14 protein-coding genes and 1 tRNA gene are annotated in these 18,606 nt (G+C 67.1%); 8 read left to right on the forward strand and 7 right to left on the reverse strand.

Annotated features, from left to right (window positions below; translation table 11 throughout):
- Positions 1 to 370 precede the first annotated feature (370 nt).
- From ABZ027_RS11870 to ABZ027_RS11890, 5 genes are all read left to right on the forward strand, one after another.
- Positions 371 to 1,591 carry a branched-chain amino acid ABC transporter substrate-binding protein gene (locus ABZ027_RS11870; RefSeq protein WP_356766988.1) on the forward strand — a complete coding sequence of 407 codons (1,221 nt, stop codon included), beginning with the start codon at positions 371 to 373 and terminating at the stop codon, positions 1,589 to 1,591.
- A 112-nt stretch (positions 1,592 to 1,703) separates the two neighbouring features.
- On the forward strand, positions 1,704 to 2,636 hold the full coding sequence (locus tag ABZ027_RS11875) for a branched-chain amino acid ABC transporter permease (RefSeq protein ID WP_356766990.1): 933 nt from the start codon (positions 1,704 to 1,706) through the stop codon (positions 2,634 to 2,636).
- Positions 2,637 to 2,641: 5 nt separating this feature from the next.
- Positions 2,642 to 4,429 carry a branched-chain amino acid ABC transporter permease gene (locus tag ABZ027_RS11880; RefSeq protein ID WP_356766992.1) on the forward strand — a complete coding sequence of 596 codons (1,788 nt, stop codon included), beginning with the start codon at positions 2,642 to 2,644 and terminating at the stop codon, positions 4,427 to 4,429.
- A complete protein-coding gene (locus tag ABZ027_RS11885) occupies positions 4,426 to 5,322 on the forward strand; it encodes an ABC transporter ATP-binding protein (RefSeq protein ID WP_356766994.1) in 897 nt (298 codons plus the stop codon). The genes ABZ027_RS11880 and ABZ027_RS11885 overlap by 4 nt, the downstream gene beginning before the upstream one ends.
- Positions 5,319 to 6,035, forward strand: coding sequence for an ABC transporter ATP-binding protein (locus tag ABZ027_RS11890; RefSeq protein ID WP_356766996.1), 717 nt, complete (start codon positions 5,319 to 5,321; stop codon positions 6,033 to 6,035). The genes ABZ027_RS11885 and ABZ027_RS11890 overlap by 4 nt, the downstream gene beginning before the upstream one ends.
- Before the next feature lie 80 nt (positions 6,036 to 6,115).
- Here the strand turns inward: ABZ027_RS11890 and ABZ027_RS11895 are convergent, their stop codons facing one another.
- Positions 6,116 to 6,772, reverse strand: a complete 657-nt coding sequence (locus ABZ027_RS11895) for a response regulator (RefSeq protein ID WP_356766998.1) — start codon at positions 6,770 to 6,772, stop codon at positions 6,116 to 6,118.
- Positions 6,773 to 6,873: 101 nt separating this feature from the next.
- Between ABZ027_RS11895 and ABZ027_RS11900 the strand changes: the two genes are divergently transcribed.
- Both ABZ027_RS11900 and ABZ027_RS11905 read left to right on the forward strand, forming a co-directional pair.
- A tRNA-Leu gene (locus ABZ027_RS11900) sits at positions 6,874 to 6,959 on the forward strand.
- An 84-nt stretch (positions 6,960 to 7,043) separates the two neighbouring features.
- On the forward strand, positions 7,044 to 7,832 hold the full coding sequence (locus tag ABZ027_RS11905) for a helix-turn-helix domain-containing protein (protein ID WP_356767000.1): 789 nt from the start codon (positions 7,044 to 7,046) through the stop codon (positions 7,830 to 7,832).
- 8 nt (positions 7,833 to 7,840) lie between these two features.
- On the opposite strand, the gene pyk is transcribed toward ABZ027_RS11905, so the two are convergent.
- Together pyk and ABZ027_RS11915 are read right to left on the reverse strand one after the other, a co-directional pair.
- Positions 7,841 to 9,271 carry a pyruvate kinase gene (gene pyk / locus ABZ027_RS11910; protein ID WP_356767002.1) on the reverse strand — a complete coding sequence of 477 codons (1,431 nt, stop codon included), beginning with the start codon at positions 9,269 to 9,271 and terminating at the stop codon, positions 7,841 to 7,843.
- A gap of 178 nt (positions 9,272 to 9,449) precedes the next feature.
- Entirely contained in the window at positions 9,450 to 10,166 is a 717-nt protein-coding gene (locus ABZ027_RS11915) for an SIMPL domain-containing protein (RefSeq protein WP_356767004.1), read from the reverse strand.
- Positions 10,167 to 10,319: 153 nt separating this feature from the next.
- On the opposite strand from ABZ027_RS11915, the gene ABZ027_RS11920 reads away from it, so the two are divergent.
- Complete coding sequence (locus tag ABZ027_RS11920) at positions 10,320 to 12,137, forward strand: 5'-nucleotidase C-terminal domain-containing protein (protein WP_356767006.1); 1,818 nt, start codon at positions 10,320 to 10,322, stop codon at positions 12,135 to 12,137.
- A gap of 89 nt (positions 12,138 to 12,226) precedes the next feature.
- Here ABZ027_RS11920 and ABZ027_RS11925 read toward each other — a convergent pair whose 3' ends face one another.
- The 4 genes from ABZ027_RS11925 to pepN form a co-directional block, all read right to left on the reverse strand.
- The gene (locus tag ABZ027_RS11925) at positions 12,227 to 13,651 is read right to left on the reverse strand and encodes a SidA/IucD/PvdA family monooxygenase (protein WP_356767008.1); all 1,425 of its coding nucleotides are present in this window, start codon (positions 13,649 to 13,651) and stop codon (positions 12,227 to 12,229) included.
- Positions 13,648 to 15,006: an aminotransferase class V-fold PLP-dependent enzyme gene (locus ABZ027_RS11930; protein WP_356767250.1), complete on the reverse strand. Its 1,359-nt coding sequence runs from the start codon at positions 15,004 to 15,006 to the stop codon at positions 13,648 to 13,650. The genes ABZ027_RS11925 and ABZ027_RS11930 overlap by 4 nt, the downstream gene beginning before the upstream one ends.
- A 131-nt stretch (positions 15,007 to 15,137) precedes the next feature.
- A complete protein-coding gene (locus ABZ027_RS11935) occupies positions 15,138 to 15,971 on the reverse strand; it encodes an NAD(P)H-binding protein (protein WP_356767009.1) in 834 nt (277 codons plus the stop codon).
- 106 nt (positions 15,972 to 16,077) lie between these two features.
- Complete coding sequence (gene pepN / locus ABZ027_RS11940; protein WP_356767011.1) at positions 16,078 to 18,579, reverse strand: aminopeptidase N; 2,502 nt, start codon at positions 18,577 to 18,579, stop codon at positions 16,078 to 16,080.
- Positions 18,580 to 18,606: the final 27 nt, after the last annotated feature.

Consider the following 18,606-nt stretch of genomic DNA (forward strand, 5'->3'; position numbering starts at 1 on the left):
ACCACCGTCACCACCCCGGCCCAGCATCTTGGGCAGCACCTCTTCATAGCCCTACAAGTCGCCTGCGGCAATAAATTTCGGTCATGACCAAAACACCCGAGACACCTGAACCACCCTGCGCGAGTCCTGCAGGTTCTCACTATGCGGACAGGGCGAATCAGCCCGAATTCCGCTGTTCCGCCCATCGGGCACCGCTCCGCATTACGCCGTGTCATAACAAGAGCGTCACAGCCTCCCCCAGACCCTCCTCCAGGTTCCCCACACCCGCTTAGAGTCACGGCCAGTCACCGCGCCACCGTAAGTCACTCCGGGCCAGGCGCCGACTCGGTCTCTTCCACGGGGGAGGGCCGCCCACGGAAAGGACTGGAACGTGCGTCGACGTTCACTCATCGCCATCACCGCTGCACTGTCCGCCGGAGCACTCACGCTGACCGCATGCGGTTCGCGCGACGACGGCGGAGACAAGAACAGCGACAGCAAGACCGAGATCATCATCGGCGTTGACGCTCCGCTGACCGGCCAGAACTCCGCTACCGGCCTCGGCATCCAGGGCGGCGTGCAGATCGCCGTCAACGACGCCAACAAGAACAACACCGTCCCTGGCGTCACCTTCAAGGTCCAGGCGCTCGACGACAAGGCCATCCCGGCCAGCGGCCAGCAGAACGCCACCGCCCTCGTCAACAACGACAAGGTGCTCGGCGTCGTCGGCCCGCTGAACTCCGGTGTCGCCACCCAGATGCAGCAGGTCTTCGCCACCGCCAACCTGGTCGAGATCTCGCCCTCCAACACCGCGCCCGAACTCACCCAGGGCAAGAACTGGCAGACGTCGAAGTCCCGTCCGTTCAAGACGTACTTCCGTACCGCCACCACCGACGCCCTGCAGGGCGGCTTTGCAGCCGAGTACGCGACCAAGACGCTCAAGAAGAAGAACGTCTTCATCGTCGACGACAAGCAGACCTACGGCGCAGGCCTGGCCAAGCTCTTCAAGGCCGGCTTCATCAAGGACGGCGGCAAGGTCGCAGGCGAAGACCACATCAACGTCGGCGACACCGACTTCTCCGCCCTCGTCACCAAGATCAAAAACTCCAAGGCCGACCTGGTCTACTACGGCGGCCAGTACGACGAGTCCGAGAAGCTCACCAAGCAGCTCAAGGACGGCGGCGCAAAGATCCCCCTGTTCGGCGGTGACGGCATGTTCACCCCGACCTACATCGAGAGCGCCGGCGCGACCTCCGAAGGCGACCTCGTCACCTCCGTCGGCGCACCCGTCGACTCCCTGCCCACAGCTGCCGACTTCATCAAGAAGTACAAGGCCGCCGGCCTCAAGGGCGACTACGGCACCTACGGCGGCTACTCCTACGACGCCGCCACCGCCATCATCAAGGCGATCGGCAACGTCGTGAAGGACGGCAAGATCCCCGACGACGCCCGCGCCAAGATCGTCGACGAGGTCCAGAAGACCAAGTTCGACGGCATCGCCGGCCCCGTCGCCTTCGACCAGTACGGCGACACCACCAACAAGCAGCTCACCGTCTACCAGGTCGTCTCCGGCAAGTGGAAGGCCGTCAAGAGCGGCACCTTCAACGGCTGATCCACTCCGCCGCTAGCTAAACCCCCGGGCCGCGCGGCCAAGACCACACGTCACCGCGCGGCCCGCTCCATATGCCCCCGTCCACTCTCCACACCCACATGGAGGCCATGCGGTGAACACCCTGCCGCAGCAGCTGGCCAACGGGCTGTTCCTCGGCTCGATGTACGGGCTGATCGCCATCGGCTACACGATGGTGTACGGCATCGTCCAGCTCATCAACTTCGCCCACGGCGAGATATTCATGACCGGAGGCTTCGGCGCACTCACGGTCTACCTCTACGTCCTGCCCGACGGCACATCCATGTGGATAGCCCTCCCAGCGATGCTCATCGGCGGCGGACTCGTCTCCGTCCTCATCGCCGTCGGGGCGGAACGCTTCGCCTACCGGCCACTACGCGGCGCACCACGCCTCGCCCCACTCATCACCGCCATCGGCCTCTCCCTCGCCCTCCAGCAGGCCGTCTTCAACTGGTACCCCAACGCCAAGACCGACCGCAACTTCCCCCAACTGGACTTCGGCCCCTGGCACCTGGGCTCCATCAGCATCAGCAGCGGCTCCGTCTTCGTCATCGTCGCCGCCCCCCTCTGCATGGCAGCCCTCGCCCTCTTCGTCAGCCTCTCCCGCACCGGCCGCGCCATGCAGGCCACCGCACAAGACCCTGACACCGCCCAGCTCATGGGCATCGACACCAACCGCATCATCGTCATCGCCTTCGCCATCGGCGGCTTCTTCGCCGCCGTCGCCGCCGTCGCCTACGGCCTGCGCTACGGCTCAGTCAAATACGACATGGGCTTCCAGATGGGACTCAAAGCCTTCACCGCCGCCGTCCTCGGCGGCATCGGCAACATCTACGGAGCCATGATCGGCGGCCTCGTCCTCGGCCTCGCCGAAACCATGGCCACCTCCTACATCGACGGCATCCCCGGCATGCAACAACTCGGAGGCGGCGGCTGGGCCTCCGTCTGGGCCTTCGTCCTCCTCATCCTCGTACTGCTGTTCAGGCCACAAGGCCTCGTCGGCGAACGCGTCGCGGACAGGGCGTGAACACCATGGCAACCACAGACAACAACACCCCTGCCACCACGGCGAACACCACCCGCGGCCTCGTCCCGCTCCCCGAAAACGTCGCCCGCATCCTCATCGCCGTCGGCGCCATCGGCACCATCGCCAGCACGTTCATGTCATGGACCTACACCGCCGACTTCCCCGGGGACCTCACCTACTACGGCTCCCCCGCCGGACTCCAGGTCCTCGCCCTCGTCGCCGGCGCCCTCACCCTCCTGTACGCGCTCACCCTCTGGAACGTCCGCGGCCTGCGCTGGCTCAACCCAGCAGACGCCCCAGCGCCCATCCTCCTCGCCGCCGCCTCCGCCTTCTCCGTCAGCTGGTTCACCGCAATCGCCATCGCCGTCGACCTCAAGGGCCTCGTAGCCCTTGACCCCGGCGCCTACATCGCGGCCATCGCCTCCCTGCTCGCCCTCACCGGCGCCCTCGCGCTGCCGCACCCCGGCAAATCCTTCAAAGATCTGGTCGCCAAAGCCGAGAACCTCCCCCCGGCCACCACACTCCCCGGCTGGGCCGAACGCCTCGTCATCACCGCCGCCACCGCCGCAGCCCTGATCGTCTTCACCTACGGCATCGGCGTCGACCCCGACGCCAGCGAAACCTTCATCGGCTACCTGCTGCTCGTCATCTTCGGCACCTGGGCACTCCAGACCGCCGGACTCTTCGACCGCTTCGCCACCCTCAACGCCCACCACAAGGGCTTCGCCACCTCCATGGCGTTCCTCGCCGCGGCGATCTTCCCCTTCGTCGAAGGCAACGAACACAACGCCAACCTCGGCGTGAACATCCTCGTCGTGGCCACCGTCGCCCTCGGCCTGAACATCGTCGTCGGCCTCACCGGACTCCTCGACCTCGGATACGTCGCCTTCCTCGGCGTCGGCGCCTACGCCGCAGCCCTCGTCTCCGGCTCCGAGTTCTCCCGGTTCTCCGGCGTCCAATTCCCGTTCTGGGCCGCCATGCTCACCGGCATGGCCGCATCGCTCGTCTTCGGCGTCCTGATCGGCGCCCCCACCCTGCGACTGCGCGGCGACTACCTCGCCATCGTCACCCTCGGCTTCGGAGAGATCTTCCGCATCACCGTCAACAACCTCGACGGCTCCTCCGGACCGAACATCACCAACGGCCCCAACGGCATCTCGATGATCCCCGACATGAACCTCTTCGGGTTCAACCTCGGCAACGCCCACGACATCGGCGGAATCACCCTCGGCCGCTTCGCGAACTACTTCCTGCTGATGCTGATCATCACCGGCATCGTCGTCGTCGTCTTCAACCGCGCCGCCGACTCCCGCATCGGCCGCTCCTGGATCGCCATCCGCGAAGACGAAACCGCCGCCACCGCCATGGGCATCAACGGCTTCCGGGTCAAGCTCATCGCCTTCGCACTCGGCGCCTCCCTCGCCGGCCTCGCCGGCACCGTCAGCGCCCACGTCGGCTACAGCGTCAACCCCGCCCCCTACCAGTTCGCCGGATCCGTACCCCCGAACTCCGCCTTCCTCCTCGCAGCGGTAGTCCTCGGAGGCATGGGCACCGTCAACGGCCCCATCCTCGGCGCCACCCTGCTCTACCTCCTCCCCGAGAAGCTCGGCTTCCTCAAGGAGTACCAACTCTTCGCCTTCGGCATCGCCCTCGTGCTGCTCATGCGCTTCCGCCCCGAAGGCATCATCGCCAACCGACGCCGCCAACTCGAATTCCACGAGACCGGCCAACTCGACATCCCCGAACAAGGCCTGCCCGCCTCCACCGTCGGCGTCACCAAGGCAGGGGCGTGACCCACATGACCACCACCACCGCCACCAGCCCCGTCCTCGAAGCCAGCGGCGTCACCATGCGCTTCGGAGGCCTCACCGCCGTCCGCGGCGTCGACCTCACCGTCAACACCGGCGAAATCGTAGGACTCATCGGCCCCAACGGCGCCGGCAAAACGACCTTCTTCAACTGCCTCACCGGCCTCTACGTCCCCACCGAAGGCAAGGTCTCCTACAAAGGCACCGTCCTCCCACCCAAACCACACCTCGTCACCAGCGCAGGCATCGCCCGCACCTTCCAGAACATCCGGCTCTTCGCCAACATGACCGTCCTGGAAAACGTCCTCGTAGGCCGCCACACCAGGACGAAGGAAGGCCTCTGGTCCGCCCTGCTGCGAGGCCCCGGCTTCCGCAAGGCCGAAGCCGCATCCCGCGAACGCGCCATGGAACTGCTGGAGTTCATCGGCCTCGCCCACAAAGCCGACCACCTCTCCCGCAACCTCCCCTACGGCGAACAACGCAAGCTCGAAATCGCCCGCGCCATGGCCAGCGAACCCGGCCTGCTCCTCCTGGACGAGCCCACCGCAGGCATGAACCCCCAGGAAACACGGGCAACAGAAGACCTCGTCTTCGCCATCCGCGACCGCGGCATAGCCGTCCTCGTCATCGAGCACGACATGCGCTTCATCTTCAACCTGTCCGACCGCGTCGCCTGCCTCGTCCAAGGCGAGAAACTCGTCGAAGGCACCTCCGACGTCGTCCAGGGCGACGAACGCGTCATCGCCGCCTACCTCGGCACACCGTTCGAGGGCGCACCCGGCGCCGAGGAAGCCGCCGAAGTCGAAGCCGCCGAAGTCGAAGCCGCCACCCACGACGCCGCGGAGAGCCCCACCAGCAAGGAAGGAAACGCCCAGTGACCGCACTGCTCGAGGTCCACGACCTCAAGGTCGCCTACGGCAAGATCGAAGCCGTCAAGGGCATCTCCTTCTCCGTCGAAGCCGGTCAGATCGTCACCCTCATCGGCACCAACGGCGCCGGCAAAACCACCACCCTCCGCACCCTCTCCGGGCTCCTCAAGCCCACAAGCGGCCGCGTGATCTTCGACGGCAAACCACTCAACGGCACCCCCGCACACAAGATCGTCGCCCTCGGCCTCGCCCACTCCCCCGAGGGACGCCACATCTTCCCCCGGCTGACGATCACCGAAAACCTCCAACTCGGAGCCTTCCTGCGCACCGACAAGGCCGGCATCGAAAAGGACATCCAGCGCGCCTACGACCTCTTCCCCATCCTGGGAGAGCGCCGCAAGCAGGCCGCCGGCACCCTCTCCGGCGGAGAACAGCAGATGCTCGCCATGGGCCGCGCCCTCATGTCCCAGCCCAAACTCCTCATGCTCGACGAACCCTCCATGGGCCTCTCCCCGATCATGATGCAGAAGATCATGGCGACCATCGCCGAACTCAAGTCCCAGGGCACCACCATCCTGCTCGTCGAACAGAACGCCCAAGCAGCCCTCTCCCTCGCCGACCACGGCCACGTCATGGAGGTCGGCAACATCGTCCTCTCCGGCAGCGGACAGGACCTCCTGCACGACGAGTCGGTACGCAAGGCGTACCTCGGCGAGGACTGAGTCCGGCCCTCCCGCCATACGTCGAGGCCCGCACCCCCTGTCCGGGGGCGCGGGCCTCGACGGCGTTCAGGGGCAGGGCGTCAGCCCTTGCCGCCCTTCTTCTCGTCGGCATCCGCGATGACCGCCTCCGCCACCTGCTGCATCGACATCCGACGATCCATCGACGTCTTCTGAATCCACCGGAACGCCGCCGGCTCCGTCAACCCGTACTCCGTCTGCAGAATCGACTTCGCCCGATCCACCAGCTTCCGGGTCTCCAACCGCAGAGTGAGATCAGCGATCTCGTTCTCCAGCTCCCGCAACTCCGTGAACCGTGAGACGGCCATCTCGATCGCCGGAATCACGTCACTCTTGCTGAACGGCTTCACCAGATACGCCATCGCACCAGCGTCCCGCGCCCGCTCCACGAGGTCACGCTGCGAGAACGCGGTCAGCATCAACACCGGGGCGATCCGCTCCTCCGCGATCTTCTCCGCCGCGGAGATACCGTCCAGCTTCGGCATCTTCACATCGAGGATGACGAGGTCCGGCTTGTGCTCACGGGCCAGCTCCACGGCGCGCTCACCGTCACCGGCCTCGCCCACGACGTTGTAGCCCTCCTCCTCCAGCATCTCCTTGAGGTCGAGCCGGATCAGGGCCTCGTCCTCGGCGATGACGACACGGGTCGTCAGCGGAGGCACGTGCGACTTGTCGTCGTCGGGCGCGTCTACTGGCTGGGGCGACTCGGGGGCGGTCACGGGGGCTCCTCGTTACGGGCCGGGCACGTACTGCTGCCTATGCAGCCTACCTAGAGGCGGGTGGCTGCGGTGACCCGGTATGATTCCGAACAGCCAGTCCTGCCGGGTTGGTGGAATGGCATACACGGATGTCTCAAACACATCTGCCCGAGAGGGCTTGCGGGTTCGAGTCCCGCACCCGGCACCATTGATCCAGAAGCGGATGCTCACGTTCTCGTGAACACCCGCTTTTTACTGCATTCAGTCACGATCAGTGACGCAGAGTGTCCATATGAACTTTCATGGCACTGAAGTACGACAGAAAGCCCTCACCCTCCTGCGCAGCGGCACCAAAAACGCCGAGGTCGCACGGCGTCTGAACGTGCCCCTCGGCACGGTCGGCTACTGGAAGCATCTGGACCGAGCGAAACGCGGCGAGTGCCCTGGCAAGCACGATCCCAAGTGCCCCCGATGCGACGGACGGGACCTCGATGAACCCGCGTACGGCTACCTGCTGGGCCTCTATCTCGGCGATGGCCACATCAGTCACTACTCCGAGCATCGAGTGCCCAACCTCATGATCACCTGCACTGAGTCATGGCCCGGCCTCATGGACGACTGTGAGCAGGCCATGCGCGCGGTCTTCCCGTACAACTCGGTGTGCCGCGTCCGCAGAACCGGCTGCAGCAACGTGAAGGTCTACTCGAAGCACCTGCACTGCCTGTTCCCTCAACACGGGCCGGGCAGGAAACACGAGCGCACCATCGCCCTCGAACCCTGGCAACAAGCCATCGTCGACGCGCACCCCTGGGAATTCGTCCGCGGTCTCATCCACTCCGACGGATGCCGCATCACCAACTGGACCACTCGCCTCGTAGCCGGTGAGCGCAAGCGGTACGAGTATCCCCGTTACTTCTTCACCAACGTCTCCGACGACATCCGCCAGCTCTACACCGAGACCCTCGACAGGCTCGGGATCGAATGGACGCATTGCTCCCGGAACGGCAACCCGTACAACATCTCCGTCGCCAAGAAGGCCTCCGTCGCCCGCCTCGACACCCACGTAGGCCCCAAGCACTGACCGCCGACCTACTTGTCGTCCTCGCCGATGTGGTGCACCCGGACGAGGTTGGTCGAGCCCGAGACGCCGGGCGGGGAGCCGGCGGTGATGACCACGACGTCGCCCTTCTCGCAGCGGCCGTACTGCAGGAGCAGCTCGTCCACCTGGTCGACCATGGCGTCGGTGGATTCGGCGGTGGGGCCGAGGAAGGTCTCGACGCCCCAGGTGAGGCTGAGCTGGGAGCGGGTGGCCGGCTCGGGGGTGAAGGCGAGGAGGGGGATCGGGGAGCGGTAGCGGGAGAGTCGGCGGGCGGTGTCGCCGGACTGGGTGAAGGCGACGAGGTATTTCGCGCCGAGGAAGTCGCCCATTTCGGCTGCGGCTCGGGCGACGGCGCCGCCTTGGGTGCGGGGTTTGTTGCTGTCGGTGAGGGCGGGGAGACCTTTGGCGAGGATGACTTCTTCGGCGGCTTCGATGATTTTCGCCATGGTGGTGACGGTTTCGATGGGGTATTTGCCGACGCTCGTCTCGCCGGAGAGCATCACGGCGTCGGTGCCGTCGACGACCGCGTTGGCGACGTCTGAGGCTTCGGCGCGGGTGGGGCGGGAGTTCTCGATCATCGAGTCGAGCATTTGGGTGGCGACGATGACCGGTTTGGCGTTGCGTTTGGCGAGTTTGATGGCGCGTTTTTGGACGAGTGGGACTTGTTCGAGGGGCATTTCGACGCCGAGGTCTCCGCGGGCGACCATGATGCCGTCGAAGGCGGCGACGATGTCGTCGATGGCTTCGACTGCCTGGGGTTTTTCCACTTTGGCGATGACGGGGAGGCGGCGGCCTTGTTCGTCCATGATGCGGTGGACGTCGTGGATGTCGTGGCCGCTGCGGACGAAGGAGAGGGCGACGATGTCGAAGCCGGTGCGCAGGGCCCAGCGGAGGTCGGCTTCGTCCTTGTCGGAGAGGGCGGGGACGGAGACGGCGACGCCGGGGAGGTTGAGGCCTTTGTGGTCGGAGACCATGCCTCCTTCGATCACGGTGGTGTGGATGCGGGGGCCGTCGATGGCGGTGACTTGGAGGCAGACTTTTCCGTCGTCGACGAGGATGTGTTCGCCGGGGGTGACGTCGGTGGCGAGGCCTGGGTAGGTGGTGCCGCAGGTGTGGCCGTTGCCTGGGGTGTTTTCTTCGACGGTGATGGTGAAGGTGTCGCCGCGTTCGAGGAGTACGGGTCCTTCGGTGAAAGCGCCGAGGCGGATCTTCGGGCCTTGAAGGTCGGCGAGGATGCCGACGCTGCGGCCGGTCTCGTCGGCGGCCTTGCGTACGTGGTGGTAGCGCTCCTCGTGTTCGGCGTGGGTGCCGTGGCTGAGGTTGAAGCGGGCTACGTCCATTCCGGCTTCGACCAGGGCTTTGATCTGGTCGTACGTGTCGGTGGCGGGGCCCAGGGTGCAGACGATTTTCGCTCGGCGCATGAGGTGACCCTAGGCCTTACCGGTGGGTAGGGAATTGGGTGTGCATGGCTTCTCGACAACCTTTGGGTGACGAGCTATTGACAAGTGTTGAATTGTGCGCAGGGATGCTCCGATGAGCATTCGGTGGCCGAATTCTTGTGCGGTCATGGCTGTGGTTGCGCCCTCGGAACCAGGTGGTTCACAGCTGTGGGGGTGCCATGGTGAATCGGGCGTTGACCTGGGCGTGGACGTGTTGGCGTTGGGGTTCGAGGTCGAGGGGGGCGGCGGCTGTGTCTGCGGGGGCGCCGTAGGCCATGGAGCGCATGCGGCCGCCGGGTGCGGCGGGGTAGGCGGGTGGGGTGTTCTCGGCGCCGATGTCGGCGAGTTCGACGAGGGCGGCGAGGGTGGTTCCGAGTGCTTCGGCGTATTCCCTGGCGCGTTGTACGGCTTCTCGTACTGCTTGTTGTCGTGCTGTGCGGTGGGCGGGTGAGTTGGGGCGTAGGGCCCACCAGGGGCCGTCGACGCGGGTGAGATCGAGGTCGGCGAGGCGGGTGGTGAGTTCGCCGAGGGCGGTGAAGTCGGTGAGTTCGGCGGTGATGTGGACGCGGCCGTGGTGGGCGTGGATGCGTTCGCCGCGGCCTTCTTTGAGTTGGGGGGTGATGGAGAAGGTGCCGGTTTCGATGCGTTCGACTGCTTCGCCGTAGCTTTTGAGGAGGTTGAGGGCGGTGGTGTTGCGGTGGGTGAGGTCGTCGAGGGCGGTGCGGCGGTCTTTTCCGCGGGAGGCGACGGTGATGCTGATGCGGGCGATTTCGGGGTCGACTTCGAGGTGGGCTTCGCCGCGGACGGCGATGCGGGGGGCGTCGGGGGTGCCGTAGGGGACGGCGGGGTGGGGGTCGTGGGGTGTCGGGGTGGTCATGTGTCCCACTCTGTCAGGTGGTTCTTGGTCGGGGGGCGTGGCTGGTCATCGGATCGCAACCTGTGGGGGCTGTTGCGTTGTGGCGTGGGCGGGTCAGAATCTACGCGCGTCGTTGACCGTGGCGCGTTGGCCGTTGCCTGAGGGGATCGAGACATGCCGTTGAATCGCCGTAAGTTTCTGAAGAAGTCCGCTGTGACCGGGGCGGGGGTGGCGTTGGTGGGGGCGGCGGCTCCGGTGGCTCAGGCCTCTGACGCGCGGGCCGCGGTGGCGGGGAAGGGGCATCGGCCGGTGAAGCGGTATGCGCTGACGGTGATGGGGACGACGGACCTGCATGGTCATGTCTTCAACTGGGACTACTTCAAGGACGCGGAGTACGCGGACGCGGCGGGTAACGCGCAGGGTCTGTCGCGGATCTCGACGCTGGTGAATCAGGTGCGTGCGGAGAAGGGCCGTCGGAACACGTTGTTGCTGGACGCGGGCGACACGATTCAGGGCACGCCGCTCACGTACTACTACGCGAAAGTGGATCCGATCACAGCCAAGGGTGGTCCGGTGCATCCGATGGCGGCGGCGATGAACGCGATCGGGTATGACGCGGTGGCGTTGGGCAACCATGAGTTCAACTACGGCATCGAGACGTTGCGCAAGTTCGAGGAGCAGTGTGATTTTCCGCTGCTGGGGGCGAACGCGCTGGACGCGAAGACCTTGAAGCCGGCGTTTCCGCCGTACTTCATCAAGAAGTTCCATGTGAAGGGTGCGCCGCCGGTGAAGGTGGCGGTGCTGGGGTTGACGAACCCGGGGATCGCGATCTGGGACAAGGCGTATGTGCAGGGGAAGTTGATGTTCCCGGGTCTTGAGGAGCAGGCGGCGAAGTGGGTGCCGAAACTGCGGTCGATGGGTGCGGATGTCGTCGTGGTGTCGGCGCATTCGGGGTCGTCGGGTACGTCGTCGTACGGTGACCAGTTGCCGTATGTGGAGAATTCGGCGGCGCTGGTGGCGCAGCAGGTGCCGGGGATCGACGCGATTCTGGTGGGGCACGCGCATGTGGAGATTCCCGAGTTGAAGGTGACCAACACGAAGACGGGCAGGACGGTGGTGCTGTCGGAGCCGTTGGCGTATGCGGAGCGGTTGTCCCTGTTCGACTTCGAGTTGGTCTTCGACAGAGGCCGCTGGTCGGTGGAGTCGGTGAAGTCGTCGGTGTTGAACTCGAATTCGGTGGCGGACGATCCGGAGATCACCAGGTTGTTGAAGGCTGATCACGATGTCGTGGTGGCGTATGTGAATCAGGTGGTCGGTACGGCGACGGAGACGTTGACGACGGTGGAGGCGCGGTACAAGGACGCGCCGATCATCGACTTGATCACGAAGGTGCAGGAGGACGTGGTCAGGGCGGCGTTGGCGGGTACGGAGTACGCGTCGTTGCCGGTGATCGCGCAGGCGTCGCCGTTCTCGCGGACGTCTGAAATCCCGGCGGGTGAGGTGACGATCCGGGATCTGTCGAGTCTGTATGTGTACGACAACACGCTGGTCGCGAAGTTGATGACGGGGGCGCAGGTCAGGGCGTATCTGGAGTACTCGGCGCAGTACTTCGTGCAGACGGCGTCGGGTGCGGCTGTGGATGTGGAGAAGCTGACGAACGCGGGGGGTCGTCCGGATTACAACTACGACTATGTGTCGGGGTTGTCGTACGAGATCGATATCGCCCAGGCGTCGGGTTCGCGGATCAGGAATCTGTCGTTCGGTGGTGCCGCGTTGGATGATGCGCAGCAGTTCGTGTTGGCGGTGAACAATTATCGTGCCAATGGTGGTGGTGCGTTCCCGCATGTGGCGTCGGCGAAGGAGTTGTGGTCGGAGTCGACGGAGATCCGGACGCGGATCTCGGAGTGGGTGACGGCTAAGGGTGTGCTGGATCCGAAGGACTTCGCGTCGGTGGACTGGAAGTTGACGCGGGAGGGTACGCCGGTGTTCTGAGTTTCGGCGCCCCGGTTTTGTGGGGTGTCGGGTCGTGTGTGTGAGGGACGGTGGGAGTTTTTCCCGTCGTCCCTCTGTTTTTTACCGTTTTACCGGCCGTCGATGAGGGGGGTGAGGGTTCGGGGGGCTTGGCGTGCGTGGGGCACTTGGGGTTGGTGTTGGTGGAGGCCGAAGGTGGTGAAGGCGGTGCGGGTGGGCAGGGGGTAGGGCTGTTGGGGGGTGAGGGTGTTGAGGATGGTGGCGCTGCGCCAGGCGGCGAGGCCGAGGTCGGGGGTGCCGATGCCGTGGGTGTGGCGTTCGGCGTTCTGGACGTAGGCGGCGCCGGTGACGGAGGGGTCGAGGACGAGGCGGAACTGTTCGTCGATGCGGGGGCGTTCGCGGTTGTCGCGGCGTAGGTAGGGGTCGAGGCCGGCGAGGATGCGGTCGAGGGGGCGTTCGCGGTAGCCGGTGGCGAGGACGACGGCGTCGGTGGTGAGGCGGGAGCGGGTGTTTTGCTGGGTGTGTTCGAGGTGGAGTTCGATTTGAGTGGTGGCGATGCGGCCGGCGGTGCGGACGTGGACGCCGGGGGTGAGGACGGCGTCGGGCCAGCCGCCGTGCAGGGTGCGGCGGTAGAGCTCTTCGTGGATGGCGGCGATGGTGTCGGCGTCGATGGCTTTGTGCAGTTGCCATTGGGTGGTGACGAGTCGGTCGCGGACGATTTCGGGGAGGGCGTGGAAGTAGCGGGTGTAGTCGGGGGTGAAGTGTTCGAGGCCGAGTTTGGAGTACTCCATGGGGGCGAAGGCTTCGGTGCGGCCGAGCCAGTGGAGTTTTTCGTGGCCGGTGGGGCGGTTGCGGAGCAGGTCGAGGAAGACTTCGGCGCCTGACTGTCCGGAGCCGATGACGGTGACGTGGTCGGCGGTGAGGAGGGTGTCGCGGTGGGTGAGGTAGTCGGCTGCGTGGAGGACGGGTACGCCGGGTGTCTCGACGAGGGGTTTGAGTGGGTCGGGGATGTAGGGCTCGGTGCCGATGCCGAGGACGATGTTTCTGGTGTAGGTCCGGCCTAGGGCTTCGGCTTCCCCGTCGGTGTCGAGTTGGGTGTAGTCGACTTCGAAGAGGTCGCGTTCGGGGTTCCAGCGGACGGCGTCGACCTGGTGGCCGAAGTGCAGTGTGGGGAGGTTCTCGGACACCCAGCGGCAGTAGGCGTCGTATTCGGCGCGTTGGATGTGGAAGCGCTCGGCGAAGTAGAAGGGGTAGAGCCGGTCGCGGGCTTTGAGGTAGTTGAGGAAGGTCCAGGGGTTGGCGGGGTCGGCGAGGGTCACCAGGTCGGCGAGGAAGGGGACTTGGACGGTGGCGTGGTCGATGAGCAGGCCGGGGTGCCAGTCGAAGGTGCGGCGCTGTTCGTAGAAGACGGTGTCGAGGTCGGGGAGGGGGTGGGCGAGCGCGGCGAGGGAGAGGTTGCTGGGGCCGATGCCGATGCCGACGAGGTCGCGGGGTGCGTCGGGTTGGTGGTGTGGGGGGTGGGGCGTCGGGGTCATCGGGGGGTGGTTCCTTCCACGAGTTTCAGGAGCCCGGTGAGGTCTTCGGGCCGGGTGTGGGGGTTGAGGAGGGTGGCCTTGAGCCAGAGCCGGCCGTCGAGGCGGGCGCGGCCGAGGACGGCTCGGCCGTGGTGGAGCAGGTGTCTGCGTATGCCGGCGACGGTGTCGTCGGTGGCGCCGGTGGGCCGGAACAGGACCGTGCTGATGGTGGGCCGGTCGTGGAGTTCGAGGGTGGGGTGGTCGTGGATGAGGTCGGCGAGTGTGTGGGCGTGCTCGCAGACCTGGTCGACGAGGGTGGCGAGGCCGGTGCGGCCGAGGGTTTTGAGGGTGACGGCGATCTTGAGGATGTCGGGTCGGCGGGTGGTGCGCAGGGAGCGGCCGAGGAGGTCGGGGTAGCCGGTTTCGGTGTCGTCTTCGGCGTTGAGGTAGTCGGCGTGGTGGTTCAGGGCGGTGAGGTCGTGGGGGTTCTTGACGGTGAGGAGGCCCGCGGGGATGGGTTGCCAGCCGAGTTTGTGCAGGTCGAGGGTGATGGTGTCGGCGGCTTCGAGGCCGGTGAGTTTGGTTCGGTGCCGGTCGCTGAACAGGAGCCCTCCTCCGTAGGCGGCGTCGATGTGGAGGCGGGTGCGGTGGGCGGCGCAGCGGGCGGCGATGTCGGGGAGGGGGTCGATGAGTCCGGCGTCGGTGGTGCCGGCGGTGGCGGCGACGAGCAGGGGCCCGGGGACGGTGGTGAGGGCTTCGTCGAGGGCGGCGGGGTCGAGGGTGCCGGCGGGGGCGGGGACGACGACGGGTTCGGGCAGGCCGAGGAGCCAGGCGGCGCGGGGCAGTGAGTGGTGGGCGTTGGCGCCGTGGACGAGTCGGACGCCGGGGCCGTGTGTCTCGCGGGCGAGGAGGAGGGCGAGTTGGTTGGATTCGGTGCCGCCGGTGGTGACCAGGGCGTCCGTGGCGCCTGTCTCTCGGGCGAGGGCGGTGGTCGCCAGCTTTTCCAGTTCGGATGCGGCGGGGGCTTGGTCCCAGGAGTCGAGGGACGGGTTGAGGGCGGACGCGGCGAGGTCGGCGGCGGTGGCGACGGCGAGGGGTGGGCAGTGCAGGTGGGCGGCGCAGTGGGGGTCGGCGGGGTCGGCGGCGCCTTCGGTGAGGGCGTGGACGAGGCGTCGTAGGGCGTCGGGGTCGCCTTGGGTGGGGAGGATGTCGCCGACGGCGTCGCGTAGGCGTGCGGCGACGGCACCCGGTCCGCCGGCGGGGAGGGGGCCTTGGCGGGCGCGGGTGCCGGAGTGGAGGGCGTCGAGGACGGTGTGGAGCAGTGGCCGCAGGGCGTGGGGGCCTTCGGGTCCTGAGGCGAGCGGTGGTGTGCTGATCGTTGTCCTCCGGGGCGCTGGGCGAGGCGAGTTCCAGCTTGAGCGCGGTGGCCCGGGCGCGCCCGGGGAGTTCAACGATTCAGACCCGAACGGGGGTACTCCCGTGCGGGGGGAACGTGTTGGTCGGGTTTTCAGCCGCGGAAGTGTTCGGCGTGGTCGTGTGCCCAGGTGTCGAAGGTGCGGGCCGGGGTGCCGGTGATCTGTTCGACGGTGGTGGTGATCTCCGGGGGTGTGCCGACGGTGGCCGCGAAGGACTTCAGCAGGCCGGCGAGCAGGTGCGGTGGGACGTGGGGGAAGAGGTCGGGTCCGGCCTGGTCCGGTGGGACTTCGACGAAGTCGAGGGTGCGGCCGAGGGCGTGGCCGAGGGCGGTGACCTGTTCGGCGTTGCTGAGGGCTTCGGGGCCGGTGAGGCGGTGGGTGGCGCCTTCGTGGCCGTCGTCGAGGAGGGCGTGTGCGGCGACGGCGGCGATGTCGTCCTCGTGGATGGGGGCGCTCAGCCCGTCGGCGAAGACGCCGCGGACGGTGTTGCCGGTGCGGATCTGCGGGGCCCACTGGTAGGCGTTGGTGGAGAACGCGTTGGGGCGTAGGAAGGTCCAGGTCAGGCCGCTGTCGCGGATGTGTTGTTCGACGGTGGCGTGCATGACGTGGATGGGGTGGGTCTCGTCGGCGCCGTCCTGGATGATGCCGGAGGACAGCAGGACGACGTGGCGGACGCCGGCCCGGCGGGCGGCGTCGAGGAGTAAGCCGGTGGTGTCGCCGGCGGCCTGGGCGTAGAGGAAGAGCCGGGTGACGCCGTCGAAGAGGGCTTCGGGGTCGTCGAGTTGGAAGCGGACGGTGTCGGCCTGCTCGGGCAGGGCGGCTCGCTGGGGGTCGCGGGTGAGGGCCCGTACGGGCCGGCCGGCCGCGAGGAGACGGTGGACGAGGGCGCGGCCCACGTTGCCGGTGGCGCCGGTCACTGCGATCACGGGTTTTCTCCTGGGGTGGGGGTTGATCAGGTCCCCGCGAGCCTAGGAAGCGTGCTTGGCCCCGCGCATCGTCCGCGGGGACCAGCCGTGTCCTACGTCCCTGGTACTACTCCCCTCGGACGCGCAACGCCCTTGCCAGGTCGTCGAGTTGGTCGGCGAGTTTGCGGCGCAGGGCGGGGATGGGGTCGGTGTCGCGCAGGCAGGTCTGGCCCTGCTGCAGGGTGTCGGTGTCGACGGCGTGGGTGGGGAAGGCCCAGCGTCCGGCTGCGTCGGCGATTGCGGGGCCGCGGCGGGCGGCGACGGCGACGGCGTCCTGGAAGTAGCGCGGTACGTATTCGTGTACCAGGTCGGCCTGTTCGGGTTGCCAGAAGCCCTGGGCGGTGGCGGTGAAGAGGTAGTTGGAGAGGTCGTCGGTGGTGAACATCGACGCCCAGGCCTTGGCCTTGGTGTCCGGGTCGGGCAGTGCGGCGCGGCAGCGGGCGGCGCCTTCCTGGCCGGTGGCGCTCGGGTCGCGTTCCAGTTCGGCGGCGATGGCGGCTTCGTCGGTGGCGCCGAGGGCGGCGAGTCGGGCGAGGACGCGCCAGCGCAGTTCGGGGTCGAGTTCCGGGCCTCCGGGCACGGTGCCGTCGGCGAGCCAGGCGGCGATGGTGTCGGGGTGGGCGGCGACGTCGATGTGGTGGCGTACGGCGATCAGGCGCAGGCCGGGGTGGTCGCCGTCCTCGGTGCGGCGGATGAGGTCGCGGCACAGGGCGGTGAGGGTGGCGAGGGCGGCGGGGCGTTGTTCGGGGGTGAGGTAGCGGTCGGTGATCTGGGTGGAGGCGAAGGCGAGGACGCCTTGGACGAGGGCGAGGTCCGTCTCGTGGGGGAGGTGGGTGCGGGCGGCTTCCAGGTAGGCGGTGGGCGGCAGTTCGGCGTCGCGGACGGCGTCCCTCAGGGCGTTCCACACGACCGCGCGGGTGACTGGTTCGGGCAGGCCGGCGAGGGCGGCGCCGGCGGTCCGGAAGGACTCGGTGTCGAAGCGGATCTTGGCGTAGGTGAGGTCGCCGTCGTTGAGGAGGAGCAGGGCCGGGCGTTTGCCGATGGGGTGGGGTTCGGCGGTTCGGGTCTGCGGGATGTCGAGGTCGAGGCGTTCACGCAGGGCGAGGTGGTGGCCGTCGTCGGCGATGTCGCGGTCGTAGAGGCCTACGGCGACGCGGTGGGGGCGGCTGCCGGTGTGTTTGACGGTGAGGGTGCAGGTGCCGCCGTCGGTGGTGATGTGCGGGGTGAGGGTGTCGACGCCGGTGGTGCGCAGCCAGGCGTCGGCCCAGGCGTGGACGTCGCGGTCGGTGTGGGCGGCGAGGGAGTCGATGAAGTCGGCGAGGGTGGCGTTGGCGAACTTGTGGCGGGTGAAGTGGGTGTTGATGCCGGCCAGGAAGTCCTTCTCGCCGAGCCAGGTGACGAGTTGGCGGAGGGCGGAGGCGCCCTTGGCGTAGGAGATGCCGTCGAAGTTGAGGAGGGCGGAGGCGGTGTCGTCGACGTTCTCGGGGGCGACGGGGTGGGTGGAGGGGCGTTGGTCGGCGTCGTAGCCCCAGGCTTTGCGGGTGACGCCGAAGTCGGTCCAGGTGTCGGTGAAGCGGGTGGCTTCGGTGAGGGTCTGGTAGCCCATGTACTCGGCGAAGGACTCGTTGAGCCAGATGTCGTCCCACCAGCGCAGGGTGACGAGGTCGCCGAACCACATGTGGGCCATCTCGTGGGCGATGACCATGGCGCGGGTCTGGCGTTCGGTTTCGGTGACGGCGGAGCGGTAGACGAACTCGTCGCGGAAGGTGACCAGTCCGGGGTTCTCCATGGCGCCGGCGTTGAATTCGGGGACGAACGCCTGGTCGTAGGAGTCGAAGGGGTAGGGCTCCTGGAACTTCTCGTGGTAACGGTCGTAGCACTGGCGGGTGATGTCGAGGATTTCGTCGGCGTCGGTGTCCAGGTACGGGGCGAGGGAGCGGCGGCAGTGGATGCCGAAGGGCAGGCCGCGGTGTTCGGTGCGTACGGAGTGCCAGGGGCCGGCGGCGACGGCGACGAGGTAGGTGGAGATGAGGGGGGTGGGGGCGGCCTGCCAGCGGCCTTCGCCGAGGTGTTCGGTGATGCCGTTGGCGAGGACGGTCCATTCTTCGGGGGCCTTCACCGACAGGTCGAAGACGGCTTTGAGGTCGGGTTGGTCGAAGGCGGCGAAGACGCGCTGCACGTCGTCCATGAAGAGCTGGGTGTAGAGGTAGGTCTCGCCGTCGGTGGGGTCGGTGAAGCGGTGCATGCCTTCGCCGGTGCGGGAGTAGCGCATGTCGGCGTCGACGCGCAGTTCGTGTTCGCCGGGGGTGAGGTTCTTCAGGGGCAGTCGGTTCTCGTCCAGGGTTTCCGGGTCGAGGGGTTGTCCGTCGAGGGTGACGGAGCGCAGTGCGGCGGGCTTGACCTCGACGAAGGTGTCCGTGACGTCCTGGTCGGCGCGAACGGTGAACCTGATGACGGTGCGGGAGTCGAAGGTGTCGTCCCCGGCGGTCAGATCGAGGTCGATCGTGTAGCGGTGGACGTCGATGAGCCGGGCACGGGTCTGCGCTTCGTCGCGCGTCAGTACGGACATGGTGGCCATGCTGCCTGATGGTGATGG

It is taken from the genome of Streptomyces sp. NPDC006332 (assembly GCF_040612855.1).
Lineage (GTDB): Bacteria > Actinomycetota > Actinomycetes > Streptomycetales > Streptomycetaceae > Streptomyces.